General features: G+C 64.9%; 9 protein-coding genes and 4 pseudogenes. 7 read left to right on the top strand and 6 right to left on the bottom strand.

From position 1 onward, the window contains the following. Positions 1-763: 763 nt before the first annotated feature. From AB0M74_RS00785 to AB0M74_RS00770, 4 genes and pseudogenes are all read left to right on the top strand, one after another. The gene (locus AB0M74_RS00785) at positions 764-1,225 is read left to right on the top strand and encodes a hypothetical protein (RefSeq protein ID WP_364900128.1); all 462 of its coding nucleotides are present in this window, start codon (positions 764-766) and stop codon (positions 1,223-1,225) included. A gap of 5 nt (positions 1,226-1,230) precedes the next feature. Beyond that, positions 1,231-2,178: a 4-hydroxy-3-methylbut-2-enyl diphosphate reductase gene (ispH, locus tag AB0M74_RS00780; RefSeq protein ID WP_364900126.1), complete on the top strand. Its 948-nt coding sequence runs from the start codon at positions 1,231-1,233 to the stop codon at positions 2,176-2,178. A gap of 113 nt (positions 2,179-2,291) precedes the next feature. Beyond that, positions 2,292-3,008, top strand: a pseudogene (locus AB0M74_RS00775) (flavodoxin-dependent (E)-4-hydroxy-3-methylbut-2-enyl-diphosphate synthase); the annotation flags it as partial. Then, positions 3,005-4,081 (top strand): polyprenyl synthetase family protein, encoded by a 1,077-nt coding sequence (locus AB0M74_RS00770; protein WP_364900124.1) that lies wholly within the window; start codon positions 3,005-3,007, stop codon positions 4,079-4,081. The pseudogene AB0M74_RS00775 and the gene AB0M74_RS00770, both read left to right, overlap by 4 nt. Before the next feature lie 1,219 nt (positions 4,082-5,300). Here the strand turns inward: AB0M74_RS00770 and AB0M74_RS00765 are convergent. Continuing rightward, positions 5,301-5,588: pseudogene (locus tag AB0M74_RS00765) on the bottom strand (Tn3 family transposase); the annotation flags it as partial. Positions 5,589-5,605: 17 nt separating this feature from the next. Here AB0M74_RS00765 and AB0M74_RS00760 point away from each other — a divergent pair. Then, complete coding sequence (locus tag AB0M74_RS00760; protein WP_364900122.1) at positions 5,606-6,769, top strand: FAD-dependent monooxygenase; 1,164 nt, start codon at positions 5,606-5,608, stop codon at positions 6,767-6,769. 134 nt (positions 6,770-6,903) lie between these two features. Here AB0M74_RS00760 and AB0M74_RS00755 read toward each other — a convergent pair. Both AB0M74_RS00755 and AB0M74_RS00750 read right to left on the bottom strand, forming a co-directional pair. Continuing rightward, positions 6,904-7,708: pseudogene (locus AB0M74_RS00755) on the bottom strand (adenylate/guanylate cyclase domain-containing protein). A gap of 377 nt (positions 7,709-8,085) precedes the next feature. Continuing rightward, entirely contained in the window at positions 8,086-9,015 is a 930-nt protein-coding gene (locus tag AB0M74_RS00750; protein ID WP_364900120.1) for an RNA polymerase sigma-70 factor, read from the bottom strand. A 168-nt stretch (positions 9,016-9,183) separates the two neighbouring features. On the opposite strand from AB0M74_RS00750, the gene AB0M74_RS00745 reads away from it, so the two are divergent. Then, positions 9,184-9,669, top strand: a complete 486-nt coding sequence (locus AB0M74_RS00745) for a carboxymuconolactone decarboxylase family protein (RefSeq protein WP_364900118.1) — start codon at positions 9,184-9,186, stop codon at positions 9,667-9,669. A gap of 757 nt (positions 9,670-10,426) precedes the next feature. On the opposite strand, the gene AB0M74_RS00740 is transcribed toward AB0M74_RS00745, so the two are convergent. The 3 genes and pseudogenes from AB0M74_RS00740 to AB0M74_RS00730 form a co-directional block, all read right to left on the bottom strand. Continuing rightward, entirely contained in the window at positions 10,427-11,224 is a 798-nt protein-coding gene (locus AB0M74_RS00740; protein ID WP_364900116.1) for a class I SAM-dependent methyltransferase, read from the bottom strand. Positions 11,225-11,434: 210 nt separating this feature from the next. Continuing rightward, positions 11,435-13,594, bottom strand: a pseudogene (locus tag AB0M74_RS00735) (MMPL family transporter); the annotation flags it as partial. A 652-nt stretch (positions 13,595-14,246) separates the two neighbouring features. Beyond that, complete coding sequence (locus tag AB0M74_RS00730) at positions 14,247-14,750, bottom strand: MarR family transcriptional regulator (RefSeq protein WP_364900114.1); 504 nt, start codon at positions 14,748-14,750, stop codon at positions 14,247-14,249. A 91-nt stretch (positions 14,751-14,841) separates the two neighbouring features. Between AB0M74_RS00730 and AB0M74_RS00725 the strand changes: the two genes are divergently transcribed. Beyond that, complete coding sequence (locus tag AB0M74_RS00725) at positions 14,842-15,171, top strand: rhodanese-like domain-containing protein (protein WP_364900112.1); 330 nt, start codon at positions 14,842-14,844, stop codon at positions 15,169-15,171. Positions 15,172-15,216: the final 45 nt, after the last annotated feature.

Genomic DNA, 15,216 nt, shown 5'->3' with positions numbered 1-15,216 from the left:
ACCGATACGTCGTGTCCCATAGATCGCCACCTCAATCCGGATAGCCGATTCGATTTATCGATCGGCCCTTCTGTCATCGAATCATGTGTAGCGAGCGCTAATCGTTCAAGAATTGATCGGCTTTATCCGCTATGGGACCGGCGCGATAGCCGGCCATAAACCATATGAGTAGGGAGGGGGTCTGTATGGCGACGGCGAGAACTTCGGCATCCTTACAGCGCCGAGCCGGGGAAGTCTTGACGTGGTCCCGACGAATGTGCGAGCCGCTGTTGCGGGACTCGGTAGAGGTGCCGCCTGATCCGTCGCGTCTGATGACCGGCTATCACTTCGGCTGGTGGGATGCGTCGGGGCGTCGATGCGAACCAGGCGGGGGGAGGCGTTGCGGCTGGCGCTGACATCTCTGTGCGGCAGCCGCGGTGGGCAGCGCGAATCGATGCGCTGCCCGAATAGATCTCGGTCGATGATCGGATGGCCTTGGCCCACTTTGTGAAACATAGAGATCGATAGACAGCGCATGAATTCTTCGTCGCCGCTGTATTCGGCGGGGTGGCGATCAATATTGCCCCGGAAGAGACTTTCGACGTTTCATCGAATTCGTGAAATATGTTGACAAACAACACTATTCCGAGCCGTCATCAAAATTGGAATGTTCATGTGGTCGAATGCTGCTCTCGGTCACAGCATGCAGGACACGCCCGGTGCTCGGGCCGTCGAGTGCGTTCGGTCGCCGGCGAACAACCCACCACAGCGAGAAGGTGCCGCTATGTCTATCGATCCCGAAATGACCGTCACCGACGGGCCCGGCGCTTCCCCTGGGCGAGTCGAACAGTTGTCCCCGAGTACCGCTGCAGCCCGAAATCTGGCCACCGCCGAGACTCCGCGGCGAATGGCCACGATCACCTCCCGGTGGCTGCTGCGGCAAGTTCCTCGGGTGGAGGTAGGCGGTGGTGCGTACCGAGTCAACCAGCGCCGCACGGTGTGCACCATGCGGGGACGGGTGTCGTTCATCGAGTCCGGGGCCGACCAGGTGCGAGTCGTTCCCGAGACGGTGACGGGGATTCCCGTGCTGCGCAGCTTCGATGATCCGGCACTGCTCGTGGACCTGTCACAACGTTTGAGGCCGTGGCCCTTCCACGTAGGTGACACGATCGTGGCGGTGGCGATCTTGGTCCCCGACGCCATCGGCATTATGGGGCATGTCGACACCGTCGCCGTAAGGGGCTGATGCCGATGTCGAGGCACTGGACAGTACTGCTGGCCGCGCCACGGTCGTTCTGCGCAGGCGTCGAGCGCGCACTCGATACGGTGGAATATCTGCTTGCCGCCCCCGACCGGCACGAACCGGTGTATGTCCGCAAACAGATCGTGCACAACGCACACGTGGTGGATGATCTCGTCGGCCGCGGCGCGGTGTTCGTCGAGGAGCTGGATGAGGTTCCGCGTGGCGCGACAGTGGTGTTCTCCGCACACGGTGTTTCACCACAGGTTCGCCGACAGGCCGCGCAGCGTGGGCTGACGGTCGTCGACGCCACCTGTCCACTGGTCACCAAGGTCCATGCCGAGGCCATACGTTTCGCCGCGCGCGGAGACACGATCGTGCTCGTCGGGCACGCCGGGCACGAGGAGGTCGAGGGGACCTTCGGGGAGGCGCCGGAATCGACGGTGATCATCGATAGTCCCGATGATGTTGCCGCGCTGCAGATCCCGGACGGCGCGCCGATCGCTTACCTCACCCAGACCACCTTGTCGGTGGAGGAGACCGAACGCACGGTTCGGGCACTACACGAACGCTTTCCGCAGCTGCGTGGTCCCGGCAGGGCCGATGTCTGCTACGCCAGCACCAACCGGCAGCATGCGGTCGAAGCGATCGCCGGACGCAGCGACTTGGTGCTGGTCGTCGATTCCACCAATTCCTCCAACTCGCAGCGGATGGTCGAGGTCGCCGAGCGCCACGGTATTCCGGCGTATCTCATCGAAGACGCTGCCGCGATCGACCCGGACTGGCTCACGGCGGCGAGGGTGATCGGTCTGTCCGCTGGGGCATCCGCGCCGCAGCGGTTGATCGAAGGGGTTATCGATGCTTTGCGCTCGATGGGCCCGGTCACGGTCCGCGAGCACCGCACCGCTGTGGAGGACATTGCCTTCGCGGCCCCGGCGCCCGTCGGGCGCCGTTCATGACCGCACCAGTGCCCATTACCGTGGCCTCGTCGGCTGCGATGCTCGGGCCGGAGGCCGTCGACCGCAGTACGGGCCTGCCCATCGGAATCAGGAGGCGCGCGACAGCCTGGAAACCGATCCGCGTCGGGGTCAATGCGGGCTCCCGCGACCCGAGGGTGCTGGCCGAACATGGCTCCGTGACCGCCGAGGCGCTGGTGGAATCGGCACTGTGGACGGCGGCGCTGTTCGAGGGACACGACTTCGGGGATTCGAAAACTGCCGTGAAACACCATGACCCGCTGACCCGTGTGACTCGCCGACCAGCACCTCGCCGAGGGCTGCGACTATCCGATTCACTTCGGCGTCACCGAGGCCGGTCCGATGTTCCAGGGAACCGTCACATCAGCTGTCGCGTTCACGATCCTGCTGTCGGAAGGAGTCGGGGACACTATCCGCGTCTCGATCTCCGCACCGCCGGCCGATCAAGTGAACGCAGTAAATCACCTCCTGCAGTCCCTCGGACTTCGCCCACGCAAACTCGACATAGTTTCCTGCCCGGGCTGTGGTCGCGTCCAGGTCGATATCCGTCGGCTCTCCAATCGTGTCGAAGCCGCGTTCGAGGGGTTTCCGCATCCTATGCGGGTCGCCGTAATGGGTTGTGCTGTCAACGGTCCCGGCGAAGCTCGCGTGGCCGACGGCGGCATCTCCTCGGGCAATGGCAAGGGGCAGTCCTCGTCCGGGGCCGGATCATCCGCACCGTCCCTGAGCACCTCGTCGTCGACGCACTGCTCGAAACAGCGTTCGCCCTCACGCAACAGGAAGACCTCCACGGAACGGAGACGACACCGTGACCACCTCTGTGCACATCGCCGAACCGCTCGATCTGCGGGCCATCCGCGGACAGATAGATGCCGCGTTGGGAGACTTCATGCGCGACAAGGCCCGTACCGCCGGGACGCTTCTGCTACCCGAGGAAGTCACCCGCGCGCTACATGCTGTTCTCTTTGCGGGAGGCAAGCGGATCCGGCCGTTACTGTGCGTTCTCGGCTGGTTGGCCGCAGGCGGCAGCGCGGAACTGCCCCCGTTCGTCATCAAGGCCGCGGCGTCGCTGGAGATGTTCCATGCGGCGGTGCTGATCCACGATGACATCGTCGACAACAGTGATACGCGTCGCGACAGACCGACCGTCCACCGCGCATTGGCCAAGCTCTACAACGACCGACCCGATCCGAGCAGGTTCGGCGCGGACGCGGCGATCATCCTCGGCGATCTCGCGCTGGTTTGGTCGGCCGAACTACTGAACACTGCTGAGCTCTCGGCCATACAACTCGCCGCAGCCCGCACTGTCGTCGACACGATGCGCAGCGATGTGATGTACGGCCAATATCTCGATCTGCTCGCCACCGGCAGCCCTTCGAACGACATCGATCGCGCGCTGCAGATCATCCGCCACAAGACCGTCGCCTACACCTTCGACAGCCCACTGCAGCTCGGTGCCGCGATCGCCGATGCGGGCGCGCAGGTTCACGATGCCCTTACCTGCTATGCCCGACCGCTCGGTGAGGCTTTCCAATTCCAAGACGATCTGCTGGGTGTATACGGAGATCCCGCACGCACCGGCAAATCCAATGTCGATGACCTGCGCGACGGCAAACACACTGTCCTGGTGGCGATTGCCCTCGAGCACGCCGACGCCGAACAGTCCGCGTGCCTGCGCACCCTGCTCGGCGACCCCGAACTGGACGACCGAGGTGCGGCCGTCTGCCGGGACATCGTTGCCGCCACCGCCAAGGAAACCGTCCACCGGATGATCCGGGCACGCTGGGCTGAAGCCAACCGCGTGCTCGACAAAGCCCCCTTTCCCACAGCGGTGGTCCAGGCCATGCGCCACATTGCCGATGACGCCATAGCGCGCACCAAGTGAAAGGCCGGCGGCATGGTGTATTCGATCACCCAGCCGTGCTACAAAGCCCCCGGCAACAATCGCTGGTTTGCTGGGTATAACCGGTCCGTGTGGACTGATTTGAAACCCCGGCGCTTCAGGACTTCCTGGATGTCACCGACGGGACTGGGTGCATGGTTTCCGGCGACGACTCGGCTGGGCAGCTGCGCCACGATGTGCCGGTAGGTCTGGACGCGCGGCTGACCGAATTGGGTTGCTGGCACGAAGACCGGCCGGGCCTTTGATGGCCGCGGGTGCGCGTGGACATCGTCCCCCGCTGCGCCTTAGGTTTGACGGCATGGCAGTCCTGTCGCGCCGCATAGTAAGCCTGGCGATCGTAAACCTGGCGGTCGTACTCGGTGTGGCTTTTGCGACTCCGATGCTCGCGACCCTGGCCTTCGCGGCCATCGGTCACCCCGAATGCGCGACCATTCCGGAAGATGTGGGCCCCTGCGGATATTGGGCCCGAGTGGCGCATTACGGGCCGTACATCATGCCGTGGGGAACGACCTTCACCGGGGTGATCGGGGTAATCGGGGTAATGGTGTGGTTGGTGAGTGTCGTTGTACTCGTTGCCAGTCGTCGATCTACTCGTCCAGATAGGGGCGACGCACCTGCTGAATCAAGTCCCCCAGCCGAGGATGCGGCGAGTTGATGCAGCCACGCGATACGCGCAAAGCTGAACGTGTCCAAGTCATTTCAGTTGCCTTGATGTGCGCGGAAAGGTCGAATTCTCGGGAACGACGGTTTCGACCACGAGATACGCTGGGGCACCAGAATCGTCGAGGGCTGGGCACAGCACTCCCCGGCCGACCTGCGGCGATGTCAGAACAGGGTGTCGCATTCTCAGGGGCCGGTACCCGGTCGGCCCGAGCTGCGCCAACTCGGTCCGGCCGCGACCGGGACTACCCGCAACGCTGAACCCGCTACTATGCGGCCTGCCTGGCTAGGTCGAGGCGACGGTTCATGTCCAGCAGGAACCGCCCGTAGGGGTTGATGTTGGACCAGAACAGCGCCGACAGGTCGCGGCGCTCGTTGTCTCCCATGAGGTTACGGGAACTCCGGGTCTTGCAGTATCCGTTGCAGCAGCAGGGTGTTGATGTGGACCAGCGATCATTGCAGCAGGTGCAGTGCGAGCATGGACACCTCGGTGTGCTCGCGGTCCGGGCCGATCAATGCGCCGTCTTGCCGTAGTAGATGACGCCGTCGCGGAGTTCCAGTTCTGCACCACCTGCAACCCGCTGTGGATCTCGTGACGCAGCCCCTCGGAGCTGAGGTATTCGCAAGCGACGATGGTGCGCACCGCACGGCCGCGTTCTTCGAGGGCCTGGTAGGTGGGGTGTTTCGGGCCACCGCGGTGACCGGCGCACGATCGACTCCGACTCGGCGGTGCCCAGCCGCAGCGCGGTCGCGTACCTGGCTCTGGACAATCGCGCCGGCGTGTTGTTACCGTTGAGTAACATGAGCCTCGGGTGCGCCGAGCTGAAATATCAACGGGGGCAGAGCATGTCGAATTCTATGTCGCAAGGCCGCAGCGCCGGGATCGTCGGTGGTGGGATCGGCGGCCTCGCTGCCGCAATCGCACTGCGTAATGACGGATGGCAGGTCACCGTCTATGAGCGGGCACAGGAATTCACCGAAGTGGGCGCGGGAATCTCTCTGTTCCCCAACGCGATCACCGCGTTGGACGCGCTCGGCGTCGGTGCCGCTCTACGAGCTGCGGGAGTCGGCGAGGCTCCCGGCGAGATCCGCAACGCCGCCGGGCGAGTCCTGTTCACGCGCTGGGCGAAACCGCTGACGGGCGGCTTCACGGTGCTGCACCGCGCTGACCTGATCTCCCTTCTCGTACAAGCGCTGCCGGGCGACTGCCTGCGGCCGGGCAGCACGGTCGAGGACGTCGACCTCGACGGAACCCTGCGCATCGGCGGCGAGACGGTACGCCACGATCTGATCGTGGGCGCCGACGGAGTGCACAGCGCGATCCGGCAGCGTCTCTGGCCCGGCGACACCGCCGTCCGTCGCACCGGGATCACCACCTGGCGGGGCGTGCTCGACACCCCTGTGTCCGGGTTCGCTGGTGGCATCGTGGGCGTGCACGCGGAATTCGGCGTTTTACCGATGTCGGGTGGACGCACCTACTTCTTCGCGGCCGCCCAACCCGGCTTCGACAGTTTCGACCATTTCGCCGAGTGGGCGTCGCCGGTGCCCGAAGTCCTCGCAGCGGCTGACCCGGAACGGATTCTGCGGGACGAGTTCCTCGAAGTGCCGGTGCCGAGAACACTTGCCGTCGGAAAAGTCGCGTTGGTCGGCGACTCGGCGCATGCGATGCGCCCAGAACTCGGGCAAGGTGCGGCCATGGCCCTCGAGGACGCGGTGACACTCGCGGCCCATGCACCCGATCTGCGAGCGTATTCGAAGGCACGGCGACGACGGGTGCAGGCGGTGTCGTGGATGTCGCGCCAGGCGACCCGCAACAACATGCCCAACTCCAGGTGGCGCGCCGCCGTGCGCGACGTCGGTGCTCGCGCGGTGCCGGAGGGTTTGGCCCTCGCCCCCACGTCCCGTCTGTTCCGTTGGCGCGCACCGGCTCCCACCCCTACCGATGCCGCCACCATGCCGAAGGCCGCACACCCGACCGTGGAACCTCTTGCCACGTCCCGCCGTCCGTAGCCCTGACGGTGCCCACTCGGCGCGATCGGTCGCGGCAGGCCGGTTGTTGCGTACCGGCCTGCCGGGCAACAGTACCAATGGCAGGCCTGCCCCGGTTCCCGTCGCTCCGCCGAGGAGGCGGGGCGAGCCCGCAGTCAGGCCCGTTCGACCGGGTAGAGGTGGTGGGTGCCGGCAAAACCCTTCGGTTCTACTTCGCGTCCTTGCTCCAGAACGATGTCGGGGTCGCCATCGACAGCGTCCGTGACTGCTGCGCTGATCAGGATTTCGCCGCCGTCGGCTTGGCCGGCTACCCGCGCTGCCATCGCCACGTTTCGTTCGAGCAGGCCATCGCCGCGCCGGACCGATTTGCCCATGTGAATGCCGATGCGCACGCGAATCCGCTCGATGCCGATGGGTTCGACCCCGTTGCCGAGCGCATTCTGGACATCCAATCCGCACCGCACCGCCCGCTCCGGGTGGGCGAAGGCGATCATGAAGCCATCCCGTTGACTTTTCACGATGTGCCCACCGTGCTCGGTGACGAAGTTGCGGATCAGCCTGTCGCGGCGGTCGAGCAGCTTGACCCGGACACGATCACCGAGCCGCTCGTTGAGTGCGGTGGACCCTTCGATATCGGAGAACGCGATCACGACGTGGCCGTCGGAGTAAGTCTGGTGAGGTCGGGGCGTTCGTCGCGAACCCAGTCCGCCAGCTCCTCGATCGAGCTCAGAACCGCGCCACGGAAGCCCTTCTTGCGCACCCGGTTCGCGGTCTCCCACACTTGACCGCCTCGCGACTACCGTTCATCCAGAGCGATCGTGAGTCGAGCCTCCGCTGCAGCGCCTCGAATCGGCGACTGCTGCGGACGAGCAGCACCGCCAATGCCACCAGACCAACGGGTTCGAAGACGATAACCGCCACCAGCACGAGCTCGATGATGATTGCCCCCGGGTATTTCATCCTCGACGACTGTAAGGCTTCGCGGTAAGTGCTCCGCGTGCGCGTGGCAACCCCTGCCGGCAGCAAGGAGATGCTCGGCGGTGCGCCCCATCGGTGACCGCGATGTGCTGGAGGACATCGGCCGAGTTGGCCCGCCCGACGCCGCGTGTGCGGAGCCGGGCGGGCCGCTTCCCCGTGCGCCGCGCGGACGCCGCCACGTCCCACGGCGAAGTCAGCATAATCTCGTTGCCGGTGCTGGACCAGTCGACACTCCCACGCTGAGGCATTATCTGAAGCGGCAATCGGTGCAATGGTGCACACGACGCAGGATTGCAGTAGATGGAGGCCGAATCTGGCTGTGCAGGAGCCCCATTCGTAGCTTTCGGTCGATACCCGACTCATCGGCGTAGGGCGGTCTCGCGTTGCATCCGCGAGAGCTTCTCAGGGTTGCGCACGGCGTAGAGCCCGGTGATCAGGCCGTCGTCGAAGCGCATTGTCACGGTGGTGTCGACCTTGCCGTTGAGCTCGATGATCAGCGCCGGGTGACCATTGACGTGCGCAGGCCGCAGTGCCGCCTCGGCGGCGATCCTGCCAAGCGCGCGAGCCACTACGTCGGCCCCGACGACGGGCGACAGCGCGGCCTGCACAACTCCGCCACCGTCACTCAGGAGGACGACATCGGGCGCGAGTATGTCGAGCAGGTTTTGTAGGTCGCCCGTTTCGACCGCTCGTTGGAATGCCTCGAGGGCGTCCCTGGTCTCGGCCGCGGAAACGACCCCTCGCGGTCGGCGCGCGGCAACGTATGCCCGTGCCCGGTACGCGAGTTGCCGGACCGCGGCGGGGCTCTTGTCGACAGCTGCGGCGATTTCGTCGTACCCCAGATCGAACACCTCGCGCAGCACGAACACCGCCCGCTCGGTGGGCGCGAGCGTCTCCAGCACCAGCAGCATTGCCATCGAGATGCTGTCGGCCAGTTCGACATCCTCGGCAACGTCGGGTGCGGTCAGCAGCGGTTCGGGCAGCCACGGTCCGACGTAAGACTCCTTGCGGCGGCCGAGCGTGCGCAGCCGGTCGAGCGCCTGGCGGGTGGTGATCCGGACGAGGTAGGCGCGATGATCCCGCACGGTGTCGAGGTCGACACCCGCCCATCGCAGCCAGGTCTCCTGTAGGACGTCTTCGGCGTCGGCGGCCGAGCCGAGCAACTCGTAGGCGACAGTGAACAACAGGTTGCGGTGGGCGAGGAACCCCTCGGTGGCGGGGTCCGGGCGGTAGCCGCGGCCGCTGTTGTCCCTGCGATCGTCGGGCGTGGTCTGCGAAGTACCGGCCATGGGTGGCTCCTGGTTCACTCTCGACTGTGTCACCCACCAGACGCCGGGCCCCGCCGTTTTATAACACCAAGTGTGAGTGGCGCTAGTCACGTCAGCGCGCTGTTACGCGGATCTGGTCGCCGCCGTCTCATGGTCGTTCAATTCAGCACCGCGAGTGAGGACCAAGTCATGGAACCCCGATTCAACCTGTCCACGAACGAGCTCGGCGCAAAGATCGGCAAGCGGTTCGCCAACACCAGCCTGGCGATCACGCAGGCGACGCTGCCGAAGTCCACGCTGGAACTGGTAGAGCTGCGTGCCAGCCAGATCAACGGCTGTGGCTGGTGCGCCGACGTCCACACCAAGGAACTCGCGGCCGCGGGTGAAACGGCGGTCCGCATCAACCTGGTCGCCGTCTGGCGTGAGTCCACCGTGTTCACCGAGGCCGAGCGGGCCGCGCTCGCGCTCGCCGAGGAGGGCACCCGGCTCGCCGACGCCCATCAGGGGGTGTCCGACGAGACCTGGGCACAGGTTCGCACGCACTACGACGACGACCAGATCGCAGCGCTGGTCTACCTGGTCGCCATGATCAACGCGGCGAACCGGCTCGGCGTGATCGTGCGCCAGCAGGGAGGGGCCTACGAGCGCGGCATGTTCGATGCCGTGCTCGACTGATCGGCAGGCGGACCCCGGCCGGGCGCCGGATCGTTCGATCCGGCCCGGCCACGCGTGGAGCATGCGATCTCGGTTGTCCGCGAGAGGCTTTCGCGGGCAGCGCTGCGGTCGGTCATCGCCTTGCACTGCTACACCTCACGTGGCCGCGGTGTCGCGGGGGATCGGCCGCAGCGCCGACGACGCCGGTCTCCGAACTCTGCACCACCATGACCGAAGGCGAGCTTCGATGCATAACGCCCGGGGTGACGGCCACCACCATCTTGTTTGCCCTTGCGGTGTTCGCCGCCGGGGTCGATCCAGCCCCTACGTCTGGGGGCAGCCGCAGATCACGCTGAGGTTTGTCCGGTCACGCTAGACGAATTCGGTCGCCGTCGAGACTACGCTGCAATTTTTCCTGACGGCTTCAGGATTCGGAGGCCTGCCAGGGTGGGGGAGTTCTCAGTGGGCAATCCCCATCGGCTGCGTGGGCGGGGCGGGGGTGGCGCATCGAGCGGTGCCAGACCTGTCAGGGGGAGGAGTCGGAGGGATCGGGCCCCGGGCTGGGAACGCAGGGGAGTTTCTGCAGGCCAAGTGATTCGGTCGTCGGTGAAACGAATCCAGCACAGAAGAAAAGTAGGACCCGCTAAAACATGAACCTACGTAGATATGCGCATCTCGACATGTAGCTTACTTTTCTGACACAACCCCGTCGCTCCCGGCGCATCTCTACTCCTAATAAACAAAAGCAGCAAGGAGTGGAGACCGGGATCAATGCGCGCTATGTTGCCGCGATGGCGACGATATATCCCTTGGGATCGCGCCAGCTCTGGCCGGGATGGTAGGCGAACCAATCCTCGATGTCTGCACTCATGTCGGCGAGGATCGCTTGCCGCTCGGGGTGATCGGGGGTGATGCCGTGGAAGCTGAACAACGCTTCGGCGAAGCGGATCAGCGGTGCGGCGGCATCGAAGACGAGGGCGTTGTCGGAGCGGTGGATCCGGACGGTGCCGAAAATGTCGGTCATCATCGCGGGCAGCGTGTCGGAATCGACGGTCGCGGCGAAGGCCGCGGTGGTGGTGACGCCGTAGCTGCCCGCATGGGCGGCGATCAGTTCCGCGGTGCGCGGGCAGGTGTGGGGGTGGTTCACCACGATGGCCACGGCACCGCCGGGCTTGGTGGTGCGTCGGAACTCGACGAGGGCGGCTCTCGGGTCGGGCACGTGGTAGAGCATGTGCCGTGCGGTGACGACGTCGAAGGTGTTGTCGTCGAAGGGGATCTGCTCGGCGTAGGCGAGTACCGCGTGCACGTTGGGGACGGCCGCGGCCGCGGCGACCATGGCGGGTGAGGTGTCGATGCCGACCAGTGGGCCTCGGTGTCCGCGGGCGGCGAGATCGGCGAGGAATCGGGCATCGCCGCAGCCGATATCGGCTAGGTGCTCGGTTCCGGTCAGCGCGATCGCGGCGAGCACGTCGGCGCCGGGGTCGTCGGGCTTCTCTGAGTATTTCCGGTGTGTGTCGATGCGCGCCTGCAGTGGCGTCGGATCGGCGTATTCGACTTCGAAGCGAGGGCTGCTCATCGGTGGTCGTCCTTCGGTCCGGTGGCCGGCGGTGACGCTTTCCGGCGGTGAGCGTACCTCCGTGGACGGCGCTGCCGAGCGGTTTCGGCGTGCGGGGCGCTGTCAGACGTGCTCGGAGCGTGATGTGCTGACCACGGGGAGTTTCCTGGTGACCGGGTCGGTGATGGGTGTGGACTTCACTAGATCGTGCAGTTCGCTGGTGCCGGGGCGTTCATCGTCGAGGATCGGTTCGCCGAGGCCGATGCGCTGTTGGATGTGTTTCATCCAGGCCGGTGCCCACCAGCAGTCGTCGCCCAGGAGTTTCATGATCGCGGGGACCAGGAGCATGCGCAGGATGGTGGCGTCGATGAACAGTGCGGCGATCATGCCGTAGGCGATGTACTGCATCATCACGAGATCGGAGAAGGCGAAGGCGCCGGTGACGACAAGCAGGATGAGCGCGGCGGCGGTGATGATGCGGCCGGTGTGTGCGGTGCCGGTGCGGATGGCTTCGCTGGTGCTCGCGCCGTTGGCGCGGGCCTCGACCATGCGGGAGAGCAGGAAGACTTCGTAGTCGGTCGAGAGGCCGTAGATGATCGCGATGATGAGCACGAGCACCGGCGCCATGATCGGTTGCGGGGTGAAGTTGAGCAGGCTTGCGCCGTGTCCGTCGATGAAGATCCAGGTCAGAATGCCGAGGGTGGAGCCCAATCCGAGTGCGCTCATGAGTGCGGCCTTGATCGGAAGGACCAGTGATCCGAAGGTGAGGAACATCAGGATGGTGGTGATGAGCAGGACCATCGCGATCATGATGGGCATGCGGTACAGCAGCGCGTCGATGCTGTCTTTTTCGATTGCAGGTTTGCCGCCGACCATGAGGGTGACGCCGTCGGGAATATCCATGGCGCGTAGGTATTCGATGGTTGTGCCGCCCTTGGCGGTATCGATGAGCGGAGCCTGTAGTCGGTATACGCCGGGATGCGATGGGGCAGGTGTCGGGACGCCGAATTGCTGGGCGAGGCCGGGTGCTTGGTTGGCTCGTCGCGTGACTTCGCCGACGGCGAGTGAATTGTCGGAGGTGATGATCAGCTGTAGTGGATCGGTCTGGCGGAGGTGGAAGAGTTCGTCGAAGTTCTGTTGGGCGGTTCGGACCGGATTGTCGGTGGGTAGGTATTTCTCGCTCATACCGCCGAAGACGAGGTTCTTCATCGGCAGGATCAGCAGGAACAATCCGATGCAGAGGGGGACAGCGATGTGTAGTGGGCGTTGCATGACCCAGCCGGTGGCACGTCCCCAGAAGCCGTTCTCTACTTGGTCGGCGGTTTTTGTTGTGCGGAATCGTTTGAGTCCGAGCATGTCTACGCGCGGGCCGAGGATTGCGAGGATTGCGGGCAGGATGGTGACGGCGGTGAGGGCTGCGAGTGAGACGGTCGCGATGGCGCCGTAGGCGAGGGATTTGAGGAAGCCCTGCGGGAAGAGCAGTAGTCCGCCCAGGCTGGCGATGATCATGGTGGCGGAGAAGGCGACGGTGCGTCCTGCGGTCATGACGGTGCGCCGGACGGCGGTGGGAGTGTCGTAGCCTTCGGCGAGTTCTTCGCGGAATCGGCTGACTATGAAGAGGCCGTAGTCGATGGCGAGGCCGAGTCCGACCATGGATACGACGCCGTTGACGAAGGAGTTGACTTCGGTGAAGTTGGTGAGGATGCGGACGACGCCGCCCGCGCCGAGCACGGTGAGGCCGCCGATGATGAGCGGTAGTGCGGCGGCGACCAGGCCACCGAAGATGAAGAACAGCAACACCGCGACGGCGGGAAGGGCGATTTTCTCCATGCGCTTGGTGTCGGTGGTGATCGTGTCGTTGAGGGTGCCACCGACGGCTTGGAGGCCGGCGATCTGGACTTGGATGCCAGGAAGGGGGAAGGCTTCCTTGACTTTTCGGAAGTTGCGCACCATGTCGGTGTCGTTGTCGCCGCGGATGGCGAGTGCGGCGAAGGCTGTGGTCTTGTCGTTGGTGGCGGCCTGTGCGGCGCTGAACTTTCCGGTTTCGGTGTGCCAGTAGGCACCGTTGATGCGGGTGATTTCGTTGGGGTGGTCGCGGGGGAGGCGGTTGAGGTGGTCGACTACCGCGGTGCTGAAAGCGGGGTCGTCGACGGTTTTGCCGGTGGGTGCGATGAATAGCAGGATGACGTCGCCGTCGTGGTTGCGCCCGAACGCTTCGTCGGCGAGGCGGCCGGCGCGGGCGGATTCGGAGGTGGGGTCATCGAGTCCGCTGGAGCTGAGGTGGTCTTCGAGGCCGATGCCGTAGCTGCTGAGGGCCAATAGTGCTGCGACGGTGATGCCGAGGACGGCGAAGCGGAAGCGATGGACGAGATTCCCCCAGCGTGCGAACATCAGCCGATTCCTTGCGTCGGGTGGCGGCTCGGCTGGGCCGACGATGGTCTCGGTTGTGCTGCGCCGGTCGACAAGGGGCTGCATCCTTTCCGCGGGTGGACGCACGGTGTGCTTGTCATCAAAGGTACAGATGGGGCTGGTGTGCTCAGATGCTGTGCTTTTCGGCTTCGGGGAGGTCGTTGGGGAAGACGAATCGGCGGAATGCCCAGAAGTGGAAGACCATGGCGAGGAGGACGCCGAGGATTTGGCCGGTGATGATGTTGGCTACGGCCTGGGTGGGGGGCCCGACGTGGGGCGTTCTGAGGTGCAGTAGGTAGAGCGAGATGGCTTGGGGAGCAGGGTGACGCCGATGCCGAGTGCGCTGATGGCGAAGAAGCGCGTTGCTTCGTGGTGGCGTTGGCGGCCGCCTCTGGTGCGGAAGGACTATTCGCGGTTGAGGAGGTAGGAGGCGATGAGTACGCCAGAGAAGTCTTGCGGTAAGTGGTTTTCACCGAGGACGGTGAGTGACCGTGTAGACGACGCCGGTGTCGATGAACCAGGCGAGGGCCCCGACGGCGGTGAACTTCAGTAGTTCGCGATGTTGGATCGCCTTGGAGCGGTAGGGCTCTCGGTATGAGACCGAGTGCGGGCTGCACGAGTGACAAGCCACCGACTATATCGGCGTGTCGGTGGGTGTGCGTGGTGGTGGGTTATGGGGTGTGGTGGTGAGTGGGAGGTGGGTGGGGCCGAGGATTTTGCCGAGGGTGGTGGCGAGGGTGGTGAGTTCGTCGGCGTCGAGTTTGTCGGCGAAGTGCTTGTCGATGGTGGTGTGGTAGTGGGGTGCGGATTCGCGTAGGCGGGTGCGGCCTGCGTCGGTGATCGAGACGAAGGCGGATCTGGCGTCGTCGGGGTTGGTTCGGCGGGTGAGCAGGCCTGCGGTCTGCATTTCGGTGACGAGTCTGCTGACTCGGGTACGGCTGAGGACGACGCGGTCGCCGAGGTCGGTCATGCGGAGTGGTTCGGTGTCGTCGAGTTCGAGTAGGACGTCGTACCAGGCCAGTGGTAGCCCGAAGGATTGGCGCAGGTCGGTGTCGAGTTGTGGGACGAGCTGTGCGTGCACGCGGAGTAGTGCCGACCATGCGGCGGCGGCGTGGCGGTGTTTTTCGGAGTTCGTCACGTGGTGATCCTACTCATTGTGTGCGCCTGCACATTTCATAGTAGTGTGTGCGCACGCACATATATGCGTGTTGTCGAGGAGGGAAATTCTCATGACCACAGTGATCACCCGGACCGAACTGGCCGCCGCGATCGAGGCAGGCGCGGTGACAGTGCTCGATACCCTCGGTGCGGGCTACTACGAGAAGGCGCATCTGCCCGGCGCGCTAAGCCTTGTGGCGGCGGACGTGGATTCCCTTGCCGCCCAGCTGCTTCCGGATAGGGATGCGCCCGTTGTCACCTACTGCTCGAACCTGTCGTGCCAGAACAGTGAGGTTGTCGCCGGAAGACTGCGCGTGCTCGGCTACACGAACGTGCGCGCCTACCGCGCCGGAATCCAGGACTGGACCGAAGCGGGTCTGCCGGTCGAGTTCGAATCCTGAGCTGGCCCGGGGTTGTCGTGTGCGCTCCGACCCCGCCGATCGGCT

The organism is Nocardia sp. NPDC051463 (assembly GCF_040681975.1).
Lineage (GTDB): Bacteria > Actinomycetota > Actinomycetes > Mycobacteriales > Mycobacteriaceae > Nocardia.
This window is presented reverse-complemented; position numbering and strand designations above follow the sequence as displayed.

Bases quoted from the DNA above. Each gene is read 5' to 3' on its own strand.
- ispH (WP_364900126.1), top strand. From the start codon at position 1,231: ATGTCGAGGCACTGGACAGTACTGCTGGCCGCGCCACGGTCGTTCTGC.
- AB0M74_RS00745 (WP_364900118.1), top strand. From the start codon at position 9,184: ATGGAACCCCGATTCAACCTGTCCACGAACGAGCTCGGCGCAAAGATC.
- AB0M74_RS00725 (WP_364900112.1), top strand. From the start codon at position 14,842: ATGACCACAGTGATCACCCGGACCGAACTGGCCGCCGCGATCGAGGCA.
- AB0M74_RS00785 (WP_364900128.1), top strand. From the start codon at position 764: ATGTCTATCGATCCCGAAATGACCGTCACCGACGGGCCCGGCGCTTCC.
- AB0M74_RS00750 (WP_364900120.1), bottom strand. From the start codon at position 9,015: ATGGCCGGTACTTCGCAGACCACGCCCGACGATCGCAGGGACAACAGC.
- AB0M74_RS00740 (WP_364900116.1), bottom strand. From the start codon at position 11,224: ATGAGCAGCCCTCGCTTCGAAGTCGAATACGCCGATCCGACGCCACTG.
- AB0M74_RS00760 (WP_364900122.1), top strand. From the start codon at position 5,606: ATGTCGAATTCTATGTCGCAAGGCCGCAGCGCCGGGATCGTCGGTGGT.